At 61.7% G+C, this 22755-nt stretch carries 22 protein-coding genes and 2 pseudogenes; 12 read left to right on the forward strand and 12 right to left on the reverse strand.

Annotated elements, in window-relative coordinates; genetic code table 11:
• Positions 1–237: 237 nt before the first annotated feature.
• From SM765_RS22220 to SM765_RS22230, 3 genes are all read right to left on the reverse strand, one after another.
• A complete protein-coding gene (locus tag SM765_RS22220) occupies positions 238–573 on the reverse strand; it encodes a hypothetical protein (RefSeq protein ID WP_274831017.1) in 336 nt (111 codons plus the stop codon).
• A gap of 135 nt (positions 574–708) precedes the next feature.
• Positions 709–2070: a sensor histidine kinase gene (locus SM765_RS22225; RefSeq protein WP_274831018.1), complete on the reverse strand. Its 1362-nt coding sequence runs from the start codon at positions 2068–2070 to the stop codon at positions 709–711.
• The gene (locus SM765_RS22230; protein WP_274831019.1) at positions 2063–2734 is read right to left on the reverse strand and encodes a response regulator transcription factor; all 672 of its coding nucleotides are present in this window, start codon (positions 2732–2734) and stop codon (positions 2063–2065) included. Before SM765_RS22230 ends, SM765_RS22225 begins: the two co-directional genes overlap by 8 nt.
• 146 nt (positions 2735–2880) lie before the next feature.
• On the opposite strand from SM765_RS22230, the gene SM765_RS22235 reads away from it, so the two are divergent.
• The 5 genes and pseudogenes from SM765_RS22235 to SM765_RS22255 all read left to right on the forward strand — a co-directional run.
• Positions 2881–4404, forward strand: a complete 1524-nt coding sequence (locus SM765_RS22235; RefSeq protein ID WP_274831020.1) for an ArnT family glycosyltransferase — start codon at positions 2881–2883, stop codon at positions 4402–4404.
• Positions 4401–5396, forward strand: coding sequence for a glycosyltransferase family 2 protein (locus tag SM765_RS22240; protein ID WP_274831021.1), 996 nt, complete (start codon positions 4401–4403; stop codon positions 5394–5396). Before SM765_RS22235 ends, SM765_RS22240 begins: the two co-directional genes overlap by 4 nt.
• The gene (locus SM765_RS22245; protein WP_274831022.1) at positions 5393–5806 is read left to right on the forward strand and encodes a GtrA family protein; all 414 of its coding nucleotides are present in this window, start codon (positions 5393–5395) and stop codon (positions 5804–5806) included. The genes SM765_RS22240 and SM765_RS22245 overlap by 4 nt, the downstream gene beginning before the upstream one ends.
• An 81-nt stretch (positions 5807–5887) precedes the next feature.
• A pseudogene (locus tag SM765_RS22250) lies at positions 5888–6330 on the forward strand (IS5 family transposase); the annotation flags it as partial.
• Positions 6331–6418: 88 nt separating this feature from the next.
• Positions 6419–6670 (forward strand): annotated as a pseudogene (locus SM765_RS22255) (IS110 family RNA-guided transposase); the annotation flags it as partial.
• Between the two features lie 17 nt (positions 6671–6687).
• Here SM765_RS22255 and SM765_RS22260 read toward each other — a convergent pair.
• The 7 genes from SM765_RS22260 to SM765_RS22290 all read right to left on the reverse strand — a co-directional run bounded on the left by SM765_RS22260 (position 6688) and on the right by SM765_RS22290 (position 13019).
• Complete coding sequence (locus SM765_RS22260; protein ID WP_274831023.1) at positions 6688–6942, reverse strand: hypothetical protein; 255 nt, start codon at positions 6940–6942, stop codon at positions 6688–6690.
• Between the two features lie 255 nt (positions 6943–7197).
• The gene (locus tag SM765_RS22265; RefSeq protein WP_274831024.1) at positions 7198–9540 is read right to left on the reverse strand and encodes a heavy metal translocating P-type ATPase; all 2343 of its coding nucleotides are present in this window, start codon (positions 9538–9540) and stop codon (positions 7198–7200) included.
• A 50-nt stretch (positions 9541–9590) separates the two neighbouring features.
• Positions 9591–10904, reverse strand: coding sequence for an APC family permease (locus tag SM765_RS22270; RefSeq protein WP_274831025.1), 1314 nt, complete (start codon positions 10902–10904; stop codon positions 9591–9593).
• Entirely contained in the window at positions 10901–11593 is a 693-nt protein-coding gene (locus SM765_RS22275) for a TVP38/TMEM64 family protein (RefSeq protein ID WP_274831026.1), read from the reverse strand. Before SM765_RS22275 ends, SM765_RS22270 begins: the two co-directional genes overlap by 4 nt.
• A gap of 1 nt (position 11594) precedes the next feature.
• Positions 11595–12068 (reverse strand): rhodanese-like domain-containing protein, encoded by a 474-nt coding sequence (locus SM765_RS22280; RefSeq protein WP_274831027.1) that lies wholly within the window; start codon positions 12066–12068, stop codon positions 11595–11597.
• Positions 12058–12444: a DUF302 domain-containing protein gene (locus SM765_RS22285; protein WP_274831028.1), complete on the reverse strand. Its 387-nt coding sequence runs from the start codon at positions 12442–12444 to the stop codon at positions 12058–12060. The genes SM765_RS22280 and SM765_RS22285 overlap by 11 nt, the downstream gene beginning before the upstream one ends.
• Positions 12445–12503: 59 nt before the next feature.
• Positions 12504–13019: an EF-hand domain-containing protein gene (locus SM765_RS22290; protein ID WP_274831029.1), complete on the reverse strand. Its 516-nt coding sequence runs from the start codon at positions 13017–13019 to the stop codon at positions 12504–12506.
• Positions 13020–13187: 168 nt separating this feature from the next.
• Between SM765_RS22290 and SM765_RS22295 the strand changes: the two genes are divergently transcribed.
• From SM765_RS22295 to ccmI, 7 genes are read left to right on the forward strand one after another with little or no spacing between them, the layout of a single operon-like run.
• On the forward strand, positions 13188–13910 hold the full coding sequence (locus SM765_RS22295) for a response regulator (protein WP_274831030.1): 723 nt from the start codon (positions 13188–13190) through the stop codon (positions 13908–13910).
• Positions 13907–15319, forward strand: a complete 1413-nt coding sequence (locus SM765_RS22300) for an ATP-binding protein (protein ID WP_274831031.1) — start codon at positions 13907–13909, stop codon at positions 15317–15319. The genes SM765_RS22295 and SM765_RS22300 overlap by 4 nt, the downstream gene beginning before the upstream one ends.
• Complete coding sequence (locus tag SM765_RS22305) at positions 15316–15633, forward strand: SHOCT domain-containing protein (protein ID WP_274831032.1); 318 nt, start codon at positions 15316–15318, stop codon at positions 15631–15633. The genes SM765_RS22300 and SM765_RS22305 overlap by 4 nt, the downstream gene beginning before the upstream one ends.
• A 28-nt stretch (positions 15634–15661) precedes the next feature.
• Positions 15662–17656: a heme lyase CcmF/NrfE family subunit gene (locus tag SM765_RS22310; protein ID WP_274831033.1), complete on the forward strand. Its 1995-nt coding sequence runs from the start codon at positions 15662–15664 to the stop codon at positions 17654–17656.
• A gap of 8 nt (positions 17657–17664) precedes the next feature.
• The gene (locus SM765_RS22315) at positions 17665–18219 is read left to right on the forward strand and encodes a DsbE family thiol:disulfide interchange protein (protein WP_274831034.1); all 555 of its coding nucleotides are present in this window, start codon (positions 17665–17667) and stop codon (positions 18217–18219) included.
• Positions 18216–18689 carry a cytochrome c-type biogenesis protein gene (locus SM765_RS22320; protein ID WP_274831035.1) on the forward strand — a complete coding sequence of 158 codons (474 nt, stop codon included), beginning with the start codon at positions 18216–18218 and terminating at the stop codon, positions 18687–18689. Before SM765_RS22315 ends, SM765_RS22320 begins: the two co-directional genes overlap by 4 nt.
• Positions 18686–19822: a c-type cytochrome biogenesis protein CcmI gene (gene ccmI / locus SM765_RS22325; protein ID WP_274831036.1), complete on the forward strand. Its 1137-nt coding sequence runs from the start codon at positions 18686–18688 to the stop codon at positions 19820–19822. The genes SM765_RS22320 and ccmI overlap by 4 nt, the downstream gene beginning before the upstream one ends.
• Positions 19823–19824: 2 nt before the next feature.
• Here ccmI and SM765_RS22330 read toward each other — a convergent pair whose 3' ends face one another.
• Together SM765_RS22330 and SM765_RS22335 are read right to left on the reverse strand one after the other, a co-directional pair.
• Positions 19825–20445 carry a class I SAM-dependent methyltransferase gene (locus tag SM765_RS22330; protein ID WP_274831037.1) on the reverse strand — a complete coding sequence of 207 codons (621 nt, stop codon included), beginning with the start codon at positions 20443–20445 and terminating at the stop codon, positions 19825–19827.
• Between the two features lie 73 nt (positions 20446–20518).
• Complete coding sequence (locus SM765_RS22335) at positions 20519–22588, reverse strand: protein-disulfide reductase DsbD family protein (RefSeq protein ID WP_274831047.1); 2070 nt, start codon at positions 22586–22588, stop codon at positions 20519–20521.
• Between the last annotated feature and the right edge of the window lie 167 nt (positions 22589–22755).

Here is a 22755-nt window from a genome sequence, read left to right on the forward strand (position 1 = left end):
ACAACCGCTCCCGCTTCATCCAACCCGGCCAGGCGACAAACGGTCTTGCCCAAATCAATGCCCAGAACCTTGATGTCCATCAGATCCTCCTCTCTCCACCTTTGTCCGCCACTCTAGCAGCGGGTTGGTGGGAAGGCTGTTCATCCCATTAGCTCACATTGACTGTCTGCGTTCGCTGGCCAATCAGTAGATCCCTAAGCGGGAAGATCATCCCCAACCCTTGCTGCTCGAGCGTCTTCACTTCGACAAGGCGCATGGTCGGTGTCTGCTCGCGGCTTCCGCGGTCGCTTCAGCATCCGCCATGTCGTTCTTTTGGTTCTTGACATAAGGCTTGACGAACTTCGGCGCGATCAGCCGCACGTCATGACCGAAGTCAGTCAGTGTCCGCGCCCAGTAGCAGGCAGTCGCCCATTTCTCCATCGCCAACGTGCATCTTTGATGCGTCTGCATGAAGGCGAAAAGCTGCCTGCGCGACGGCTTCTTGCGAAACACCACTTCGCCCTCGCTTGTTGCCCCGTGAAGCTGAAAGACGTGCTTGGCAAGGTCCACGCCGATGATCGAGACTTCCCTCATAGCCAGTTCCTCCTGATCCTGTCTGGATCACTCTGGCACATTAGTGCCGTCACGAGGGGCTACCCAACCCATCATCAATGCCAACCGGACCACTTAAGTGGGCAGGCCAGGACACCAGAATGGAACGGCAGCCCATTAATTTGCTGGAGTTGGGAAGCGAGCTTCGATCCGAAGCCCAGGTTGATTGTCCGAGACGTCAAGCTCGGCATGATGAAGCTCCGCGATCGCCTTGCAAAGGCTCAATCCTAGACCGTTGCCCCCTGTCGTCCGGCTTTTCTCACCGCGGAAAAAACGCCTGAATACTTTTTCCCGGTCATCTATCGCAATCCCCGGCCCGGTGTCCGAGACACATAACACGGAGAATCCATCCATGGTCGAGGCCTCAAGCGTGACCGACGTGCTTGCCGGCGTGTGCCGCAGCGCGTTTTCGACAAGATTGGAAGTAAGCTGCATCAGAAGGTCGGGGTCGCCCCAAACGATGACAGGATGATCCGGCATCCTAAGGTAAAGTTGCTGGTCCGCATCCTCTGCCGAAGGTTCAAAAACCTCGTGCACGTTTGCCACAAGATCACGCAGATCGGTACGCTGAAATCTCTCGCGCCGATCTCCTGCTTCTACCTGAGCGATGCGCAAAAGCGCGTTGAAGGTGCCGATGATGTCCTCGGTTTGAGCCAGCGCAGCATCAGCTTCCTCCGGGTCTATGATCGGCTGATCGGCCATCTTCTCCAGGCGTTGGCGCAAGCGCTGCAGCGGTGTGCGAAGATCATGCGCGATGTCATTGGATATCTGGACCTGACTTTCCATCAGGTCTGCTAACTGTTCGAGTGTGCTGTTGATACTGACGGAGACCCGATCCAGATCGTCATTCGATGCGCCATCCGTCGGAATACGGGCGGTGAGTTTTCCTCCCGCGACTTCTTTCATGGTTCCTGAAATCGCGTCGATTCGTTGTTCCGTGAGGCGGCCAACCCAAACACCTGCGAATGACCCGATACCCATGATGAGGATGAACCCGGACAAAAGGCTGATTCCCAAAGCTTCAAGAACTTCGGCAATGACATGATTTCCGGTGCCTTGAACCAGGGTGTACGGGCCAAATTGTTCTTCGGTCACCCAGTATCCGGAAATCTCGTCGTCATGTTCCCCGTCGATAAGAACCCTTGCTGCAGAAATGTATCCACGAAGCTCAGGACCGTCGATCTGTTTGACATTGCCCGCCAAAACAGCGCCATCAGGCCCGACCAACTGGAATATCCGAGCATTTTCGAAGTTCACACGTGCCATGACGTCGACACTCTTGGCGAGGTCATCAATGCCATTTTCGTCATAGATTTCGATCAAAATTTCTTTATCCGACCGCATTTGATCGTGCAGCCAGTCACGCACCTCATAATTGGAGAACCAGTACGCGCCGACGAAAATGACTGCGGATAGAACCGAATAAAGAAATGCGAACTGCAGTGACAGCCGCAGGGATGTCCGGCCCAGCCTAAGCATGCATGCTGTACCCGGACCCGCGCACAGTGTGGATCAGTGGTCGGTCAAAGGACCTGTCGATCTTGTTCCTCAAACGGCTGATGTGCGTTTCAACGACATTGGTCTTGGGATCGAAGTGAAAATCCCACACGCCCTCCAGAAGCATTGTCCGCGTGACGACCCGTTCTGCATTGCGCATGAGATAGACAAGTAGTCGAAACTCACGAGGCTGAACCTGTATGGGAACCCCTGCCCTGACAACGGTGTGTTTGATAAGATCGACCTCGAGATCGGCAAGCTGCAATCTTGTCTCTTCAGCTTGCATCGGGGGCCTGCGCGCCAAAGCTGTAAGACGGGCGGAGAGTTCCGAAAAAGCGAAGGGCTTGACCAGATAATCGTCCGCACCTGCTTCCAGTCCATCGACCCGGTCGTTGATGCCGCCCATCGCGCTCAAGAAGATAATCGGCGTGGCAACATCCGCGCTGCGGATGGACTTTACCAGCGACAATCCGTCGAGACCCGGCAACATTCGGTCGATGACCATGACGTCGAAGTCGCTGTCAAGCGCACTGAGAAACCCTTTCTTTCCGTCTGCTGCATGCTCGAACACATGGCCAAGCTCCCGCAGGCTTGAACAGATGTAGTCTGCTGTTTCTTGGTCATCTTCCACGATAAGGACACGCATGGGACTCACTTTCGAATGTTGTCACGAGATTACTGCCTAAACTCTCGATCCACCATGGGCGCAACATTACCAAACGGTATAGGCGCGACCACCAACTGGTCAGATCGGCTGCCTTAAGCAAACGATTAAAGCTTCAAGAGGCAGATATGGTCGCGCTCTATACCAATACACCAATTCAACACCGTGATTTTGACATTCGACAACCTTTCTGGCTTTCGATTTCAGATCGCAGGTTTCTCATCGCGGCGCTTTGTACGCTGCTGGCTATTCGCATCCTGTTCATGCTGTGCCTGCCATTTACGGATACGACAGAGGCACGATACGCCGAGATCGCCCGAAAAATGATCGAGACGGGCGATTGGATCACTCCGCAGTTTGACTACGGCGTTGCGTTCTGGGGTAAACCACCGCTGCACACCTGGCTTTCTGCCCTTGGCATGCAGATATTTGGCGTCGGCGGGTTTGGGGCACGGATCTTTATCTTCGCTTCAGGGTTAACGGTTCTTGGCCTGACAGGCACGTTCATGAAGCGGCATGTCGGTGTACATCAAGCGCTCGTGGCTGCCGTCGTGCTTTTCTCGTCGATCCTGTTTTTCGGGGCCTCAGCATTTGTCATGACAGATATGGTCATGACGCTTGGCATCACGCTGAGCATGGCTGCCTTTTACAATCAAGTGACAAACCGCTCCGACGGGGGAGTTTGGGGGCATCTGTTTTTTGTCGGCCTGGCCATTGGCTTGCTTGCAAAGGGGCCTGTAGCGACCGTATTGACGGTGATGCCAATCGGTCTCTGGGTTCTGATCGGTTGGCGTTGGTCGCTTCTCCCTGCTTTGCCCTGGCTTTCGGGAACAGCGTTGCTTCTGACGCTGACCCTGCCCTGGTACATCGCCGCAGAGCTGAAGACGCCCGGCTTTCTTCGCTACTTCATCATTGGCGAACACTTGGAACGGTTTATCGTGTCGGGCTGGCAGGGAGACCTCTATGGCTCAGGACATGCGCGGGCGAAAGGTTTGATATGGCTTTACTGGTTGGGTGTACTCTTGCCATGGACTCCGTTTGCGGGCTGGCTGGTCTTGCGCACAAAGAAAGTGGCCGCGGTCGTCAAGGCAGACCCGCGCGGCTGGCACAGCTACCTTCTGCTTTGGGCGTTGGCACCTATGTTGCTATTCACACCTGCGGCCAACATTCTTGAAGCCTATACATTGCCGGGGATCCCAGCTTCAGTCCTGTTGCTGGTTTCGCTCTGGGCCTCGGTTCAAGGATCAGCGAGCCGTGCCGTTAGAATGGTTTTTGGCATCTGCATCTGCATGGTTACGGCACTATACGTCGCATTGACCGTCTTATCTCATGTTGCGCCGGACAGCCTGAACCTGAAGTCGCAAAAGGCCTTGGTCGAGCAGGCCGCGCAGATCGACCCGGAAATGCGCCTGACCTATTGGGGTGGTAGAAGTTATTCAGCAGAATTCTACACCGCAGGTCGGGCGCAGGCGCTCACTAATCTCGCCGACCTCGCTGCGCTGGCCTCCGATAGTGTTAGGGATGCTATCGCGGTTCGCCCTGATGCCCTCGAAGATGCTTCTTCGGCACTTGGACCACGCTTTTCAAACATGGGCCAATTCGGACGCAACTTCCTTCTCGTTGAAATGGCTTCCAAAGGAGTAAAGCCATGAAACTGGCCACATTTCCCGCCCATGAGATTCAAACCGCCACCGGACCTTCTAGGGCGCCAGAGCTTTCCTTTGTCATTCCCGCCTACAACGAGGAAGCCAATATCGCGGAAACGATCCGGCGCGTTGACGATGAAGCCCGGACCTTGGTGCGTTCCCACGAAATCATTATTGTGGACGATGGGAGTTCGGACAAAACTTTCGAGCGCACAAAGGAGACCGCAGGGGACGTGCCAATACATGTCCTTCGCCTGTCGCGGAATTTCGGCAAGGAACAGGCGATCATGGCCGGGCTTGAAGCCTCGACCGGCGCCGGCGTGGTGATCCTTGACGCCGATCTGCAAGAACCGCTGTGCCATCTCGCAACCATGTTGCAGCATCGGGCCGAAGGGTTCGAGGTGGTTTATGCGGTACGGGCGCACCGCGACGATGAACCTTATTTGAAGCGCCTCTTCACTCGCGTTTTCTACAAGTTATTAAATCTGGGAAGTGAAGCCGACATTCCGCCCGACGCCCGCGATTTTCGCTTGATGGATCGCCGCGTCGTCGATGCGTTGTGCAATCTGCCTGAACGCAATCGGTTCATGAAAGGTCTTTATGGTTGGGTTGGCTTCCGTTCCAAGGCCATACCGATCGAGTTGGAGCAGCGCGCAGGCGGGACATCCAAATTCGGCTTTCGGAGTCTCTTGAAGCTCGGTTTGACCGGCATGACGTCATTCACCAGTTGGCCTTTGCGGGTCTGGACTTTGATCGGCATGAGCGTTGCCGCGCTTTCTATCCTGTACGGTCTCTGGATTGCTGCGAAGACAATGATCTTCGGTATCGACGTTCCGGGTTGGTCAACACTCGCAGTCGCCGTGTTCCTGTTGGGCGGCGTGCAGCTCATCTCGATCGGGGTACTCGGTGAATACCTGGCCCGCGTCTTTACCGAGGTCAAGGGCCGCCCGGGTTTCATCATCGCGGAAACACACAATCAGATTAAGGCCCAAAGATGATGCTGAACCAGTTTCTGCGATTTGGTCTTGTCGGGGCGCTTGCAACACTGGTGCATATGTTAATCGGCGTGACGCTCATTCACTCTGGTTGGCCCGCCTTGGTGGCGAACCCCATTGCTTTTCTGATCGCGTTTGTGGTCAGTTTCATGGGTCACTACGGTTTTTCCTTCTCCGATCAGGAAAGGGAAATGGCGACGTCACTGAAGCGTTTTGCATTGGTGGCGGGTGGTGGTTTTGTCGTGAATGAAACGATACTCGCTTTGTTGGTCTGGTCGACCCCCCTACTCCACATAGCGTCGCTGATCCTATCCACAGGCGTTGCAGCAATCGTGACCTTTTTTGCCAGCCGGAATTGGGCGTTCCGACGATTGCCAAAAGAACCTGCATCACGAATGCGTCTCGGGCAATAAAGGGCTCCCTCTTGCTAGGGTCAGGATGCATTGATTTTCAACGCGCTGCGGGATTCACGGCTCGGAAAACGGAGCGGTGACATGAGCGACCTTTACTGGCTGACCGACGAGCAGATGGCCAAACTTGCCCCTTTCTTCCCTAAGTCGCACGGCAAGCCACGGGTCGATGACAGGCGGGTGTTGAGTGGGATTATCTTCATCAATCGCAATGGGTTGTGCTGGCGGGATGCGCCGCGGGAATATGCTCCGCACAAGACGCTGTACAGCCGATGGAAGCGTTGGAGCGAGAAAGACATCTTCGCGCGGATGATGGTCGGCCTGGCTGCCGAACACGGCGAGGAAAAGACCGTGATGATCGACGCGACCTATTTGAAGGCACACCGCACTGCGACCAGCATGGCCGCTACAAAGGGGGGCGTGGACGCCTGATCGGTCGGACCAAGGGCGGCATGAACACCAAACTGCACGCAATCTGCGATAGCCAAAGGCGGCCGCTCAACCTGTTCGTCACCGCCGGTCAGGTCAGATGGAGTGGTTGCCGCCCTCCCTAGACGGCATCGCAATGTGCCAAGGTCGTGGTGCTCAACGCCACGCGCAAAGGAGGACGGCGAAATGAAGAATATGATGATTGGTGTCGATCTGGCAAAGGCAGTTTTTCAAGTTCATGGTGCCCTTCGAACGGGGGAGGTCCAGTTCCGCAAGAAGCTGACGCGGAAGCAATTCCCCGCGTTCATGGCGCAGCAAGAGCCCAGCATGGTGATTTTCGAGGCGTGCGGCAGCGCACATTTTTGGGCCCGTGAGATGGAAGCTCTTGGGCACAAGGTAAAGCTGATCGCACCGCAATATGTGCGCCCTTTTGTGAAGTAATGGAGAGGTGATCATTACTTCACATAGGGCCGGACATACAGCGGCGACATCAGACGAGGCTCATGTCCATTCTGAAGATAAAAGCGCCCGATGTGATGTGCGCCGCCGCAGGCTTCCATCGCAACTACACACGGCGAAAGCCCATCCAGAAAGTCCAGCAGCCGATGCCGCTGGAGACGTTTGCGAAACACGACCGCTCCTGCTTCGTTCAGCCCGGCAAGACTGCAAACGGTCTTGCCCAGATCAATGCCCAGAATCTTGATGTCCATCAGATGCTCCTCTCTCCACCTATGCCCGCAACGATAGCAGCAGATTGGTGGGAAGGCAGTTCATCCCATTAGCTCACTACGAATGGGAAAATGGCGATCTTCTGCCCTGGTGGCTCGACGGAGAGGTTCAGGGCGTGCTTCATGAGCCGATTGGAGGTCCAGTTTAGGACCGCCCAAGCTGTCGGGCATGTGATGCAGTTTCTGTGTCCTTCAGCTGTAGAGGCGCCTCGCATAGTCGTCCATTATCGGAGGTACTTACAATTCGGCGCGTCGCAACCGAAGTGCGTTTCCGATGACCGATACGGAAGACAGGCTCATCGCAGCGGCCGCGATCATTGGCGACAGTAGAAGCCCGATGAAGGGGTACAGGATGCCAGCGGCTATGGGTACGCCTGCAGCGTTGTAGGCGAAGGCAAAAAAAAGGTTTTGCTTGATGTTGCGAAGCGTTGCGGTGGCCAGTTTGCGGGCGCGTACAATGCCGGTCAGGTCCCCTCCCAGCAGAGTGATCCCCGCGCTTTCAACAGCCACGTCGGCTCCGGTGCCCATGGCAATCCCGACATCGGCTGCGGCAAGGGCAGGGGCGTCATTCACCCCGTCGCCTGCCATCGCAATACAGGCGCCTTGCGCACGCAACTCCTCAACAAGGGATTTCTTGTCCTCGGGCAGAACGCCCGCGCGGATCTCGTCGATATTAAGTTGACGCGCGACTGCTTCGGCGGTGCCCTGGTTGTCACCTGTCGCCATAATGACCCTAAGTCCAAGCGCGTGCAGATCGCGGATCGCTGCGGCGGTCGTGTCCTTGATCGGGTCGACCACGGCGACCAAACCGGCCAGCGTTCCGTCAAGGGCGACATACATAGCCGTCTTGCCGTTCGCGCGCAGCGCATCCGCGGGAGCGTCCCCGGCAGATGTGTCGACTCCCAGAGCCGCCATCAACGCCGGGTTGCCAAGAGCGACATCGTGGCCTTCAACCCGCCCGGTGACGCCTTTGCCCGTTACCGCATCGAATTCACTGGCGTCGTGGCGTGGGGCGCCCCTGTCCCGTGCGCCCTGCACGATGGCTTCGGCCAGAGGGTGTTCGGAGCCGCGTTCCAGTGCGGCGGCATAGGCCAGCACGTCAGCCTCATTCGCGCCCGAAAGGCCTACCACGTCGGTAAGGGTGGGCTTGCCCATGGTCAGCGTGCCGGTCTTGTCGACGATGACGATATCGACGAGGGCCATGCGCTCCAGTGCCTCGGCGTCCTTGATCAGCACGCCCGCCTGCGCGCCACGCCCAGCGGCGGTTGTGATCGAGATCGGCGTAGCCAGCCCCAGCGCACAGGGACAGGCGATGATCAGCACGGAAACGGCGGCGGTGATGGCAAATGCCAGAGCCGGGTCAGGCCCGATCAAAAACCAAGCGAAGAAGGCCAGTGTCGCGATACCGACCACGGTGGGTACAAAGAGCGCCGAGACCCGGTCTGCCAGACCCTGGATCGGCGCCCGCGACCGGCGGGCGCCTGCGACCATGTCGACGATCTGAGAAAGCACCGTGTCGGCACCGACTTGCCTGGCGCGGATCGCCAGCGTGCCGTTCTTGTTGATCGTGCCGCCGGTGACACGGGCGCCTGCGGTCTTTTCGATGGGAACGGGTTCGCCGGTGATCATGCTTTCATCAACCGAGGACCTCCCCTCAACCACTTCAGCATCGACAGGAATGCTGTCGCCAGGACGGACACGCAGCATGTCGCCCGCGACCACGTTTTCCAGCGGTGCATCGTATTCCCCGCCATCGGGCAAAATACGGCGGGCGGTCTTTGGCGCAAGGTCTAGCAGGGCGCGGATCGCATCGCCGGTGCGTTCGCGCGCGCGCAGTTCCAGCACCTGCCCGACGAAAATCAGGGCGACGATGACAACCGAGGCTTCGAAATAGGTGCCGACGCCTTCGCCCGTCCGGTAGTCCTCGGGGAAGACACCCGGCAGGAAGGTGGCAAAGATCGAATAGACATAGGCCGACCCGACCCCAAGCGAGATCAGAGTCCACATGTTGGGTGACAAGTTGCGGAACGAGTCCAGACCGCGTCTGAAGAACGGCAGCGCGGCCCACAGGACGATGGGCGTGGCCAACAGGAATTCGATATAGGTCGCGACACGGTGACCCAGCCAGTCGCGGACGGGCAGGCCCACAAGCTCTCCCATCGTGAGAACGACCAGAGGCATCGCCGCCCCGGCGCTGATCCACATCCGGCGGGTGAAGTCTGTCAGTTCTTCGGACGGTTCGTCGTTGGGTAGCATCGGCTCCAGCGCCATACCGCAGATCGGACAGGCCCCCGGTTCGTCGCGAACGATCTCGGGGTGCATGGGGCAGGTCCATTGCGTGCCGGGTTGCGCCTGTAGGCCTACCTTGTCGGCATTGCCGGACGCATAGAACCACGGGTCGGCCTTGAACCTTTCCTCGCAGGAGGCCGAACAGAAATGATGGGTCTCGCCCCCAAAGGTCTGCGTTCGGGTGTTGGCCTTGACTTCGAAGTTCATACCACAGACCGGGTCCGTGGCCGAAGGAGCGCCAGCCGGGATCGGGGCGTGCTGCGAATGGGAGTGGTGGGCATGGTCAGGCATGATCGAAGTCCTTTCGCGTATCAGTCATGAACCCTCCATCAAGAGGAAGGTTAAGCGTCGTGATTGTGATGCGTTTTAGGCGGGTGCCGACGCAAGAAGATGTGCATGAAGCCAAAAACGATGATCATTCCGACACCTGCGATCACCACGATCCACGGATCGGCCTGCACCTTCATCCCGGCAAAGGCAGCCAACACGACGGCGTCCAATCCGATTGCGGTCAGCAAGACCCAGCCTTGCGCGCCCACCTCGGTCCGCAGATTGCGGAACACTCCCCAATGGATCAGCATGTCCATCACCAGATAGAAGAACGCCCCCAGCGACGCGATGCGCCCGAGATCGAAGAAAATGGTTAGCAGCGCGGCAATCACAACCGTGTAGACTAGGGTGTGGTCGCGGATGACGCCGGGCATGCCGAAATGGCTGTGCGGGATCATCCGCATCTCGGTCAGCATGGCCAGCATGCGGGACACGGCAAAGACGCTGGCGATCAGGCCGGAGGCCGTCGCCACAAGCGCCAGGCCGACGGTCAGGTAGAAGCCGGTCCGCCCCAGGGCCGGTTCCGCGGCCTCGGCCAGCGCATAGTCCCGTGCAGCAACGATCCGGTCCAGCGGCAGACTGCTGCCGACGGCAAAGGCGACCAACAGGTAGACTAGCGTACAGATGGCGATGGAAACGATGATGGCACGGCCAACGTTGCGGTGCGGGTTCGTGATTTCGGCCCCGCTGTTCGTGATGGTCGTGAACCCCTTGAAGGCAAGGATCGCCAGAGCCATCGAGGCGACAAAGCCGGTGATCCCGGTGTCTTGCTGTCCCCCGGTCGCCTCGAAGCTGACCCCGCCCGCCCAAAGCGCTGCTATGCCGAAAACGGTGATGCCCCCGACTTTCAGCGCTGCCATAAGCACCGACAGCCAGCCGACGGACCGGTTGCCCGCGACATTGACCAGCCACGCAAACACGATGACGCTCACGCCGATGGCGGGCACAAGCCATGTGTCCCGCGGCATGTCGAGCCCGCGCAGCAGGTAGGTGGCAAAGGTCCGCGCCACGAGGCTTTCGTTGATGACCATCGACAGCGCCATCAGCAGGGCGGCCCCGGCGGCGACAGTCGTTGGGCCATAGGCTTTTTGCAGGATCATCCCGATGCCGCCCGCAGAGGGGTAGGCGTTCGACATCTTGACATAGGTGTAGACGCTAAAGGCGGTGACGACGGCACCGGCGATGAAGGCGAAGGGAAAGAGCGGCCCCGCCAAAGCTGCGATCTGACCGGTCAGCGCGAGGATCCCCGCGCCGATCATCACGCCGGTACCCATGGCGATGGCATCCAGCAGGGTCAGGCTGTTCTTGCGATAGTCCGAAGTCATTCCGTATTCCTCTTGTCATCGTCCCGGTGCCGCAAGGCCAGCACCAGCAGCGGTACCGCCGTGACCAGCCCAAGGCCGAGGGCCAGCCATTCCGCGGACCCGAAATCGCCCTGGATGGCGACGCTGCCCACATGGGCCAGAACGAAACTGGCGGGCAGGATTCCGGCCATCGTCGCCAGCGCAAAGCGCCAGGCGTGCAGGCGGCTCAGACCGGCGGCATAACTCATCGCGTCGAACGATACGAAGGGCAGCAGGCGGCTGACAAAGACCGTCAGTGTCAGCGAGTTTTGCGAACCGAACAGCCCGCGATCCGCATTGTGGCCCAGTAAACGCTCGATCGAGCCGCGCCCGAGCGTCCGGGCAAGGGCAAAGGCGATGACCGCGCCGATCTCGGACCCGAGGGCGACGTAGGCTGCCCCGGCAAAGTGCCCATAGGCGGCACCTGCTGCCAGCGCGATGGGCGCGCAGGGGATCGGGTTGGCGACAACCGCGGCGGTCATCAGTGCGACAACGGCGACAGGCCCCCAAGGGCCCGCGGCATGGACCCAGGTTTTGACCTGCGCGCGGTCGATCGTCGGCATCTGCCCACCCAGCAGCCAGTACAGGGCCAGCGCGCCAAGCAGCGCCGCCGCGATCCACACAAAGGGGCGAAGCGCCGGACTGAACCGATCCACGCCGCGCCCGGTCATGTCAGGCCAAAGCCTTTGGCAGGGGTGCAAGCGCCGCAACCAGCGGCACCACGGGCAACCCGGCGGCGATCCACCCCGGCCCGGCCGCGGAGCCCAGCATCCCCTCGGAGATATCGGCATAGCCGGTATAGCCCGCCCGCAACAACGCGCCCAGCACCGACAGCGACCGCCCGCCCGTTGCGCAGATCAGCCCGACGGTGCGCTCGCCCGCGAGGGAGCGGGCCGCAAAGAGGCGGTCGGCAAAGCGGGCTTCGTGCATGCTGATTGGCCAGACCCCGGCGCCGATCCCGGTTTCCTGCCATTCCTCGCGAGAGCGAATGTCGATCACCCGCGCAGTATCGTTCAACAGCGCATCATAAGCCTGACCGGCGGACCATGCGCCCGTGCCCTGCGCCCAGGCAGACTTTGCAAACGGCGCCGCGCCCGAAGCTGCCAGCCCTGCCAGCACGAACCGCCGCGTGCGATCAGGCCGCATCGACAGCCCCCACCAGCATGTCGCGGACCTGGCTCGCGACGGCGTGCAACTGTTCGTTGTCGATTGCCGCCATCGACGCGACGGGATCGATCGCGCTGACTTCGGTGCCGCCCTCGACTTCGCGCAGGATGACGTTGCAGGGCAGCATCGCGCCGACGCGCGGTTCCAGCCCGATGGCCTCATACGCCATCTTGGGATTGCAGGCACCAAGGATGCGGTAGCCGTCCATCTCGGCGTCGATCTTTTTTTTCATCGTCGCTTTGACGTCGATTTCGGTCAGCACGCCAAACCCCGCCTCGGACAGGGCTGCGCGCACGCGCATGTCGGCGGCGTCGATCGACACGCCGCTCAGCAGGCGGTCATGGGTATAGCTCATGGCAGGTCTCCTTTCGTTGCGGCATGGCCCGATTACCGGGCCATGCCCGTTTAACTGGCTCATTCCTGCGCGGGGTCCATCCTCGGCATGGAACCGATCCGCCCGGCAAAGCCCTGCATTTCGGGACCGGTGATCTTGCCGTCGCCGTCGGCATCGAGATGCTGGAAGCGATCGACCATCGTCTCCTTCATCATCTGGGCGTGCCAATCGGTGAATTCGTCAAGGCTCAGGCTGTCGTCCCCGTCGCCGTCATGGGACATCATGCCTTGCCGCATCATGTCACCCATGTCCCCCATGCCGTCACCGGACGGGCCCATCATGGGGCGCATCATCTGCATCATGTCGCGGTCCATTATTCCCATGGCAGAGGACCCCATGCCCATCATCGGCATGTCGCCGCCCGCATGCATCCGCATCATGGAGTTGTGCATGTCCCCATCCATCTGGGGCATCGCCATCCCACTATCCGTCGAGCTCGCGCCGTTTCCGGTGTGGTGGTCTGTGTCCGCAAAGGCGGGCGCTGCGGTCAGTGCGAGAACCGAAAGAACAGCGGCAGCGTTTGTAAATCGGGGCATCGTATGCTCCTTGCGCTTGAGTGTGTCGTTTCCGTCCCCATTCAAACGCTGTTTGCGGGCGACATGCAGCCCAAGATTTGTAACGATCTGTCGCAAAATCGGGGCGTGATACAAACCGCTACAAATCGACCGGTGAAGTTACCGGGGCCGGCCTGCTAGAAGGAACGCATGGGACAGCAACCGCATATTCTCGTGGTCGACGATCACGCCGAGATCCGCGAAAGCATCACGCGGTTTCTGCAAAGGAACGGGCTGCGCGCCACCGCAGCCAAGGATGCGGTCGAAATGGATGCCTGCCTTGCGGTCGGCCAATTCGACCTGATGGTGCTGGACGTCATGATGCCGGGCGAGGACGGCCTGTCCGTCTGTCGCCGCCTGGCGCCGGAGGGCGATCTGCCCATTATCCTTCTGACCGCCCTTGGTGAGGAAACCGACCGGATCGTCGGGCTGGAGCTCGGGGCGGATGACTATCTGGCCAAGCCGTTCAACCCTCGCGAATTGCTTGCCCGGATCAAGTCCGTCCTGCGGCGGACCACGCGTGAAGCTCCCATAGCCGGGCGGCTGGCGGGCCAGACGGTGCGTTTTGCCCACCTGCTATTGGACACGGACCGGCAGGTTCTGCGCGACGAATCGGACGCCGAAACGCCGCTGACCAGCGCCGAGTTCAAGCTGCTGTCGGCCTTTCTGGAACGCCCGCACATGGTGCTGAGCCGGGATCAGTTGCTGGACCTGGCGGCAGGCCGCATGGCCGGGCCGCTGGACCGCACCATCGACAACCAGATCAGCCGCCTGCGCCGCAAGATTGAGCCCGACGTGCTGCGCCCGCGCATCATAAAGACGGTGCGCAATGGCGGCTACAGCCTTGCCTGTGATGTCGAGGCCGAGGCATGAGCCTGCGGGCCGCGATGACGCTGCGCTGGCAGTTGGTCCTTCTGATCGTCGCGGCGTTGACCGTGGCGCAGATCATCAGCCTGCTGCTGTTCGCCGATGAGCGCAGCCTTGCGATCCGTGCGGCGCTTGGCTTCGAGGCGGCGGGGCGTGCCGCCAACGTGGCGCGCCTGATCGAAGAGGCCCCGCCCGATCTGCATGCCTCGATCCTGCGGGCGGCAAATTCGCCCCTCGTGCGGTTCGACTTGTCGCAGACGGCCTTGGTTCAGCACAGCGACCATTCTGATGGGGGTCTGGTCGAAAGCCGCATCCGCACCCTGCTGGATGACAGCTACAGCCGCGACATCCGTGTCGAGCTTCACCAGATCGAGGGCCAGTTGATGCCGCTCGCCAATCTGTCGCGCGAGATGACAGAGATGCACATTGCGATGATGCGGGGCGAGCTGACAGCCATCGAGATGAACCTGTCCATCGCCATTTCCGGAGGGCGTTGGCTGAATGTGGGCACCCGCTTCGAACGCCCGCCGATCCAGTGGTCGCTGGAATCCATGCTGGCCTTTGTTCTATCGGCTACGGTGTTGCTGATCGTTTTGATCTGGTTCGTCATGACGCGGTTGACCGGGCCGCTGCGGCGGCTGGCGCTGGCCGCCGACCGGCTGGGGCGGGGCGAGGACGTGCCTGAACTGCCCGTCGCGGGCCCGACCGAGGTCCGCGACCTGACGGTTTCCTTCAACCGGATGCAGGAACGCCTGACCCGCTTCGTCAATGACCGGACGCGGATGCTGGCGGCGCTGGGGCATGACCTGCGCTCGCCCCTGACGGCGATGCGGGTGCGTGCCGAGATGGTCGACGACGAAGAAACCCGCGACAGCATCGTCGCCTCGGTCGAGGAAATGCAGGGCATGGTCGAGGCGACGTTGACATTCGCACGCGGTCTGACCGGATCAGAGCCGCCCGAACGCGTCAATCTGCGCGAGTACCTTGGCGCCGCCCTGTACCAGACCCGGTCCGCCGGGGTCGATCTGCTGGGACCTGACGACACTGAACTGCGCTTGCGCCCCAACGCCATGCGCCGCGCCTTGCGCAACCTGATCGAAAACGCCCTGCGCTATGGCCATACGGCGCAGATCGATTGGCAAAAGACTGGCGGGGAGTTGGTTCTGACCGTTGACGACGACGGACCGGGCATCCCCGAGGACCAGTTGGACAAGGTCTTTGACCCGTTTGTGCGGCTCGAAGAGTCGCGGTCGCTGGAAACCGGCGGGCATGGGCTGGGACTGTCCATCGCCCGGACGATCATCCAGTCGCATGGCGGCGATGTCACTCTGACGAACCGGCCCGAAGGCGGGTTGCGGGCACGGGTGCGGCTGCCGAACGGACATGCGGCCAACACCGAAGGAGAAACACCATGAGACAGATCCTGATTTCACTGGGCGCGGCGCTGGCCGGCGCAGCACCTGCGCTGGCCGATGCCGATGACGGCATGATGAACGGCTATGGCGTGGGCGGTTTCGGATTTGGCCTTGGCGGGTTCGGGATGTTGCTGTTCTGGGGCCTGGTGATTGCCGTCCTCGTACTGGTCGTGATGCGGCTGACGGGCCGTGGCGACAGCGGGCCAGCCGTGTCCGATACACCGGATCCCCTTGAGGAACTGCGCCTGCGCGTTGCGCGGGGCGAGATCGACGAAGAGGATTTCCAGCGTCGCAAAGCCGCGCTGGACAAATAACCGCTACACCCCCCGAGGAGGGTCAAGCATGATCCCGGAAATCGGACATTTCTCACTGGCATTGGCGCTGGCCCTCGCCATCGTTCAGGGCGTGTTGCCTATTCTGGGCGTGTCGCGCGGCAACGTCGTTTGGATGCAATCCGCGCAATCCTCGGCCATGGGGCAGGTGGTTTTTGTCGGGTTGGCCTTTGCCGCCTTGATGCGCTCTTTCGTGGTCAGCGACTTTACCGTGCTGAACGTGGTCGAGAATTCCCATTCGCTGAAACCGATGCTGTTCAAGATCGCCGGCACATGGGGCAGCCACGAAGGCTCGCTGCTGTTGTGGGTGCTGATCCTTGCGGTGTTCGGCGCGGGAGTGGCCCTGTTCGGATCGAACATCCCCGCGGCCACCAAGGCGCGCGTCCTGTCGGTGCAGGCCTGGATCAGCGTCGGTTTCCTGAGCTTCCTGCTGTTCACCTCGAACCCGTTCGAACGGGTCTTTCCGCCGCCCGCCAATGGCAATGACCTGAACCCGCTATTGCAGGACGTTGGTCTCGCCATGCATCCGCCGCTGCTGTATTTCGGGTATGTCGGCTTTTCCATCGTGTTTTCCTTTGCGGTGGCGGCCTTGCTCGAAGGGCGGGTCGATGCCGCCTGGGCGCGCTGGGTGCGGCCGTGGACGCTGGCCGCGTGGATGAGCCTGACAGCCGGGATCGCGCTGGGATCCTGGTGGGCCTATTACGAGTTGGGCTGGGGCGGCTGGTGGTTCTGGGACCCGGTGGAGAATGTCAGCTTCATGCCGTGGCTTATGGGAACGGCGCTGCTGCATTCCGCCATCGTCACGGAAAAGCGCGACGCCTTCAAAAGCTGGACGATCCTGCTGGCGATCCTGACATTTTCGTTGTCGCTGCTGGGCACCTTCATCGTGCGTTCGGGGCTGCTGACCTCGGTTCATGCGTTTGCCGTCGATCCAGACCGCGGGCTGTACATCCTCGGGCTGTTGGGCCTGTCCATCGGCGGGTCGTTGGCGCTTTATGCGTGGCGGGCCCCCGAGATGGAGGGCGCCGGCCTGTTCCGGCCCGTCAGCCGAGAGGCAGGCCTGCTGCTCAACAACCTGATCCTCGCGGCGGCGACCGGGACGGTGCTGTTCGGAACGCTCTACCCGCTGCTGCTCGAGGCGCTGACCGGCGACAAGATTTCGGTCGGACCACCGTTCTTCAACGCGGCTTTCGTCCCAATGATGCTGGTGCTCGTGCTGTTCATGGGAATCGGGCCGTTCCTTTCGTGGAAGCGCGCCGATATTGGCGGGGTGCTGCAAAGGGTGCGCTTCGTGGCGCTGCTGTGCCTGGCTGAGGCTCTGGTGCTTTGGTATGTGCAGACCGGTGCGCCTGTGTTGGCCTATGTCGCGGTTGCCGCAGCGCTCTGGCTGCTGTTTGCGACGCTTCGGGAATGGGCACTGCGGATCAAGCTGTTCGACGCCCCGCTGTCCGAGTCGGCCCGCCGCGCTCGCGCGCTGCCAAGGGCGGCACATGGCATGACGCTGGCTCATGCCGGGCTGGCGGTGGTCATACTGGGCATGGTCGGGTCAAGCGCCTGGAAGAGCGAGGAAATCGCCTTTGTGCGACCTGGGGACCGCATCGAGATTGCCGGGTTCGAGGTCCTGTTAGAAGGGGTCGAAAAGCGTCGCGGGCCGAATTACCTGGCCGATCAGGGTCGGCTGAAGGTCTGGCGCAATGGCAGTTACGTGACGACGTTGTTCCCCGAACGGCGCAGCTATCCCGTGGCCCAGTCGACAACAACGGAATCCGCGATCCGGTCTACCCTGGCAGGGGATCTCTACGCCTCGATCACGGAACCGGCCTCGGACGTAGCGGCCAAGGGCGGGGCATGGACCCTGCGCATTCTGTACGAACCGCTGGTGAACCTGCTGTGGATTGGTGCGGGCCTGCTGGTGCTGGGTGGCGCACTGTCGCTATCGGACCGCCGCCTGCGCGTCGGGGCGCCACGGCGGGCGCGCCGACCGCAACCCCAGCCCGCCGAATAGGAGTGACCATGAAACGCATGTTAGCCGGGCTGCCGCTGGTGTTGACGGCCATCCTCGGGGCCTTTTTCCTTTGGGGACTGGACCCTGAGCGTGACCCAAATGATATCCCCTCGGTTCTGATCTCGCACCCGGTGCCGGAGTTTTCGCTGGACCCGGTGCCGGGACTCGACGTGCCGGGCCTTGCCACGGCGGACCTGTCGGGCAATCCCGGCCCCGTGGTGGTCAATATCTTTGCCTCGTGGTGCGTGCCATGCAAGGCCGAACACGCGGTCCTGTCGCGGGTCGTCGAACGGGACGGGGTGCGCCTTCTGGGCATCAACTACAAGGATAAGCCCGAGGACGCCCTGCGTTGGCTCGCCGAGTTGGGCAACCCGTACAGCGCCATCGGCTCTGACCTCGATGGGCGGGCGGGTATCGAATGGGGCATTTCCGGCGTTCCGGAAACCTTCATCGTCGGCGGAGACGGAACGGTTCTGTATCGCTATGTCGGGCCGATCGTGGGTGAGGACGCCGTGGCAAAACTCACGCTCGCCTTGCAGCATGCGCAAGGCGGCCTGTCATGAGAGCGGTGGTGCTCGCCGTTTTGTTGGCAGTCTTGCCCATGCTTGCGCAGGCTGTAGAGCCGGACGAGATCCTGGCCGACCCGGCGCTTGAGGCGCGCGCCCGCGTGATCTCCAGGCAGCTGCGCTGCGTGGTTTGCCAGAACCAGGACATCGACGGTTCCAACGCCGGGGTGGCGCGGGATTTGCGGCTGCTCGTGCGTGAACGGCTGACCGCGGGCGACAGCAATGCGGAGGTGGTCGATTACATCCACGCGCGCTACGGAGATTTCGTCCTGCTGAAACCGCCGTTCAAACGTCGGACCGTGGTGCTTTGGCTTGCGCCGCTGGTCCTGATTGTTGCAGCGGTGCTGGCCGGGGGGCTCAGTCTTTCGCGGGCCCGACGCCGACGCACCGACGCGCCACTCGATCCCGAAGACGAGGCGCGCATTGCAGCGGCCATGGACCGATACAGACAGGGAGGATCGGAATGATCTGGGGTATTTTCGCCATCATGGCGATTACTGGTCTGACCATCGCGCTGTTTCCGATGCGCCGGGCAAGCATGGCGCCGGTCTTGCGCGACGACTCCGTGCCGGCGGTTCTGGTCGACCAGCTGGAAGAAATCGAGCGCGACGTGGCGCGGGGGCTGATCTCTGCACCTGAAGCAGAGGCCGCAAGGCAGGAAATCCGCCGCCGCATGGCGCAGGTTCTGCGGCGCGCTGACCGGCCGGCTGTCACGACGACGGGCGGGCGAGGAGCGCTGATCCTTGCGGCAGTTTTTGTCCCGGTCATGGCCTTTGGCTACTATTCGTTCGCCGGTGCGCCCGACGTGCCGGCTGTGGCCTTCGCCGACCGCGCCGACGAGCGCGCCGACACGCGACGGATCGCCGATTTGGCTGGGCAATTGCGCGAAAGGCTGATGGCCGATCCCGACGGCGGCCCGACCGATGGCTGGATGTTGTTGGGCCAGACCTATGCGCGCATGGGACAATTCGACGAAGCCGTGACCGCCTTCCGGACGGCCTCTGGCCGTGACGACGCGGTTTCGGCGACATGGTCGATGCTGGCCGAGGCGATGATCCGGGCCAATGACGGAACCGTCACGCCGGACGCGGTGACCGCTTTGGACAGGGCGCTGACGCTGGACGTCTCGAACCCGGCGGCGGCGTTCTACCTTGCGATCGCGGACGCGCAGGCCGGAGAGGTCGGGGCAGCTCATGACCGCCTGACGGCGCGACTGGCCGAGACGCCGGGCTACCAGCCCTGGATGGAGACCTATATCGCGCAGGCGAATGCATTCGCACAGACACTCGGCCGGGCGCCCATCGCGTCGCGTGCGCCTGTTGCCCGCGGCCCCAGTGCCGCCGATGTCGCCGCCGCACAGGAGATGAGCGAAGGCGACAGGGCGGTTTTCATACGGTCCATGGTGGATCGTCTGGCGACGCGGCTTGAGGATGAACCGGATGACGTGGACGGATGGCTCAGGCTGGCGAATGCCTATGGCGTGCTCCAAGAGATGGACAAGGCGCGGGACGCTTACCTTCGCGCGGATGCGCTGTTGCCCAAGGGCGATGCGCGCAAGGCAGAGGTTCAGGCAATACTGACGCAACTCGGGGGAGACTGAGGTCAGCCGACCCGACGCATCAGGCTAAATTGAAAAGCCTGCTCCGCGTCTTTCGGGGTTTGGTGGAGGTGGCGGCGATGCGCCACCGGCGCGAAACTGTCTGCCAAAAGCACCGCGATATCCTCGGGGCTGTAGCGGACGACCGGCAGGCCGCTGCACCGATCCGGCCCGTCCGGCGCGAAAGTGGCTATGATGGCATGGCCATCGATCCGGACGGCGCGTGTCAAGCTCTCGATATAGGCGGCTCTGTCGGCGGGGTCGGTGAGAAAGTGGAATACCGCCCTGTCATGCCACAGGTCGTACTGTCGCGTCGGCGACCAGGTGGTGATGTCTTTACACAGCCAGGTCAAGCTGCCCCCCGCGGGCCCCAGCCGGTCTCGCGCGGCATCCAGGGCCATTTGCGACAGGTCCAAAATCGTCACGTCGCGCAGCCCCATCGCCAGCACGGCGTCCGTGAAACGGGACATGCCGCCGCCTATGTCGATCACCGACGCGCCTCTGGGAATTCCGGCCATCCGGATCAGGTCGAGCGAAACTGTCGGATCGTCCTGATGCCAGCTCAGACTGGTCTCGGGCGTCTTGCGGTAGACGGTGTCCCAGTGTTCTTTTCTATCGACCGACATGGCCATGACCTCTGACGCGGATCTGCAGACCAACTAAAGGTCCAGCATATTCCATATACATAATGTTTCAATGTCAGTTCGGCAAGGTTGCCCGATCGAGAGCCTTCAGCACGGATCGGTCCGTCAGGATTTCCGACAGGACGATACCCTCTGGCGCGCCCGGTCCATAGACGACGTTGAAGGGGATGCCGTAACGGTCGAAGCTTTCGAGATAGCGCGCAATCGACTCGTCCGGGCGCGTCCAGTCGGCCTGCATGAGGGTGATGCCGTCAGCGGACAGCGCCGTGCGCACCGGGTCGCGTTCCAGCACCAGGGCTTTGTTGGCCTTGCAGGTCAGGCACCAATCCGCAGTGACATCGACAAAGACGACCTGCCCGCCCGACACCTGCCGGGCGATCTCGGCGCGGGCAAAGCTTTGCCAGGCCAGCGCGCCGCCGTCCGGCGCGGGGGAGGCGGCGGGCGTGGACACGAAGGGAGCGGCCACAAATGTCACAGCGACCAGAAGCGCCGCGCCAGACAGGCGCGGACCCGGTGACAGGCGGCTGAGTGACAGCAACCCGGTCACCGACAGCGCCAATGCCAGCACGATGAGCGCAGTCCACGGCCCGGCGACACCGCTCATGACCCAGACCAGCCACCCGAGCGTGGTCAACAGCATTAGCCCCAGAGCCACCTTGACCAGCAGCATCCAGCGCCCGGGCTTCGGCAGGCACGTCACCACGCCTGGCCACGCCGCGACCAGCAGGTATGGCAGAGACAGCCCCAGCCCCAGCGCGGTAAAGACCACGGCGATATCGAGACCCCGACCAGCCAGCGCAAAGGCTATGGCGGTGCCCAGCAGCGGCGCGGAACAGGGCGTGGCCATGACTGCCGCGAAAAGGCCTGTGGCAAAATCTCCGCCACCGTTATTGGCCATCCATGTCTGGAGCCTCGACGGCAAGGAGATCTCGAACGCGCCCAGCAGGTTGCCGGAAAAAACCGTCATCACGACGATCAGAGCTGAAAGGAAGACCGGGTTCTGGAATTGCAGACCCCAACCCACGGACACACCCGCCCATTTCAATCCGTAGAGAACCGCCGCAAGCCCCCACATGAAGGTGAGGACCCCGGCGGCGGCGGCCAGAAAACCGCGGCGGATGCACGGGCGATCCTCTGGGCCGTGGCGCAGGACAGACGAGAACTTGATCGACAGGACGGGCAGCACGCAGGGCATGACGTTCAGGATCAGACCGCCAAGGAAGGCAAGCGCGGCGATCCCGGCCAGCATCCCCGCCCCGGTCCTCTGCGTTGCCAGACGAAAGGGCGGGGCAGGGGCGCGTACCACCCTTGTGGCTGGCACCGTAAAGGCGCGGGTGTCCCCGTCGGTCACTGTGATACGCGGTGTCTCGGGTGGGCCAGAGGACAGGATCGGGAGCCGCGCCCAAAGCAGGCGTCCGTCTTCGCCCAGCCGAATGTCGGGTGAACCGAAGGTGACGCCGTCACCGGCCTCGGGGAAGATGTCGGGCGCGTCGAAGGCCTTGGCGCTGCGCAGCGCAACGGTCAGGCTGCGGGCCGCGTCATCCACATGGAATTGCGCCGAGGTGATGCGCGGAACGGAGGCCATTTGCGGGACCTTGTCCACAAAACGCGCAATCCTGTCGGCAGAGGTCTGGTCGATGCCGCTGCCCGGCGGCAGGTCGAGCGTCAGGACGAAATCCTCAGGCACGCAGATGTCCGAGCATACCAGCAGCGACACGGCCGCGTGCAGCCGGGCCGCGGTGCCGGGCTGTTTCAGCGTAATTCGCAAGGGGAACACGACCTCTCCATGATAGCCGAAATTCTGGATACCGAAGGCGGTGAAGCGTTCCGGTGCAGGCCATTGAAAATCGACTTCTGCGATGTTGGTCGAGCCGGACCAGTCGACCCGGGGCGGTGTGCCGACCTCTCCTGGGGTGCGCCAATAGGTCTTCCATCCCTCGAATATGGTCAGGTCCAAACCGGCGGCCAAGCTGCGTGATCCCGGCGCCACACCGTTTTGCGCGGTGATGAGCCGGGCAATGACAGGGGTCGAACGATAAACGTCCGACGTGGCGGCCAAGGCCCCGCTCGCAATCAGCGACAGGACGGTCAGAATCCCGGCAAGATACGTCTTCAGGCGCATCATGGTCACGTCAGTTTCCCGTGTTCAGAACGAATCCTGTCCGGTCATCTGCGCAACGCAGTTGTGCGACGCCGGGCGACGATGCCTCCACGATCTCGCAACCGGTCGGAAGCAAGGCCGCGACCGTATCACTTCCCTGCGTCGACAGGGCTGAGGGCGAACGGAAGCAG

The sequence above is a fragment of the Pseudophaeobacter sp. 1A09344 genome, from assembly GCF_041008745.1.
Taxonomy (GTDB): domain Bacteria; phylum Pseudomonadota; class Alphaproteobacteria; order Rhodobacterales; family Rhodobacteraceae; genus Phycobacter; species Phycobacter gallaeciensis_A.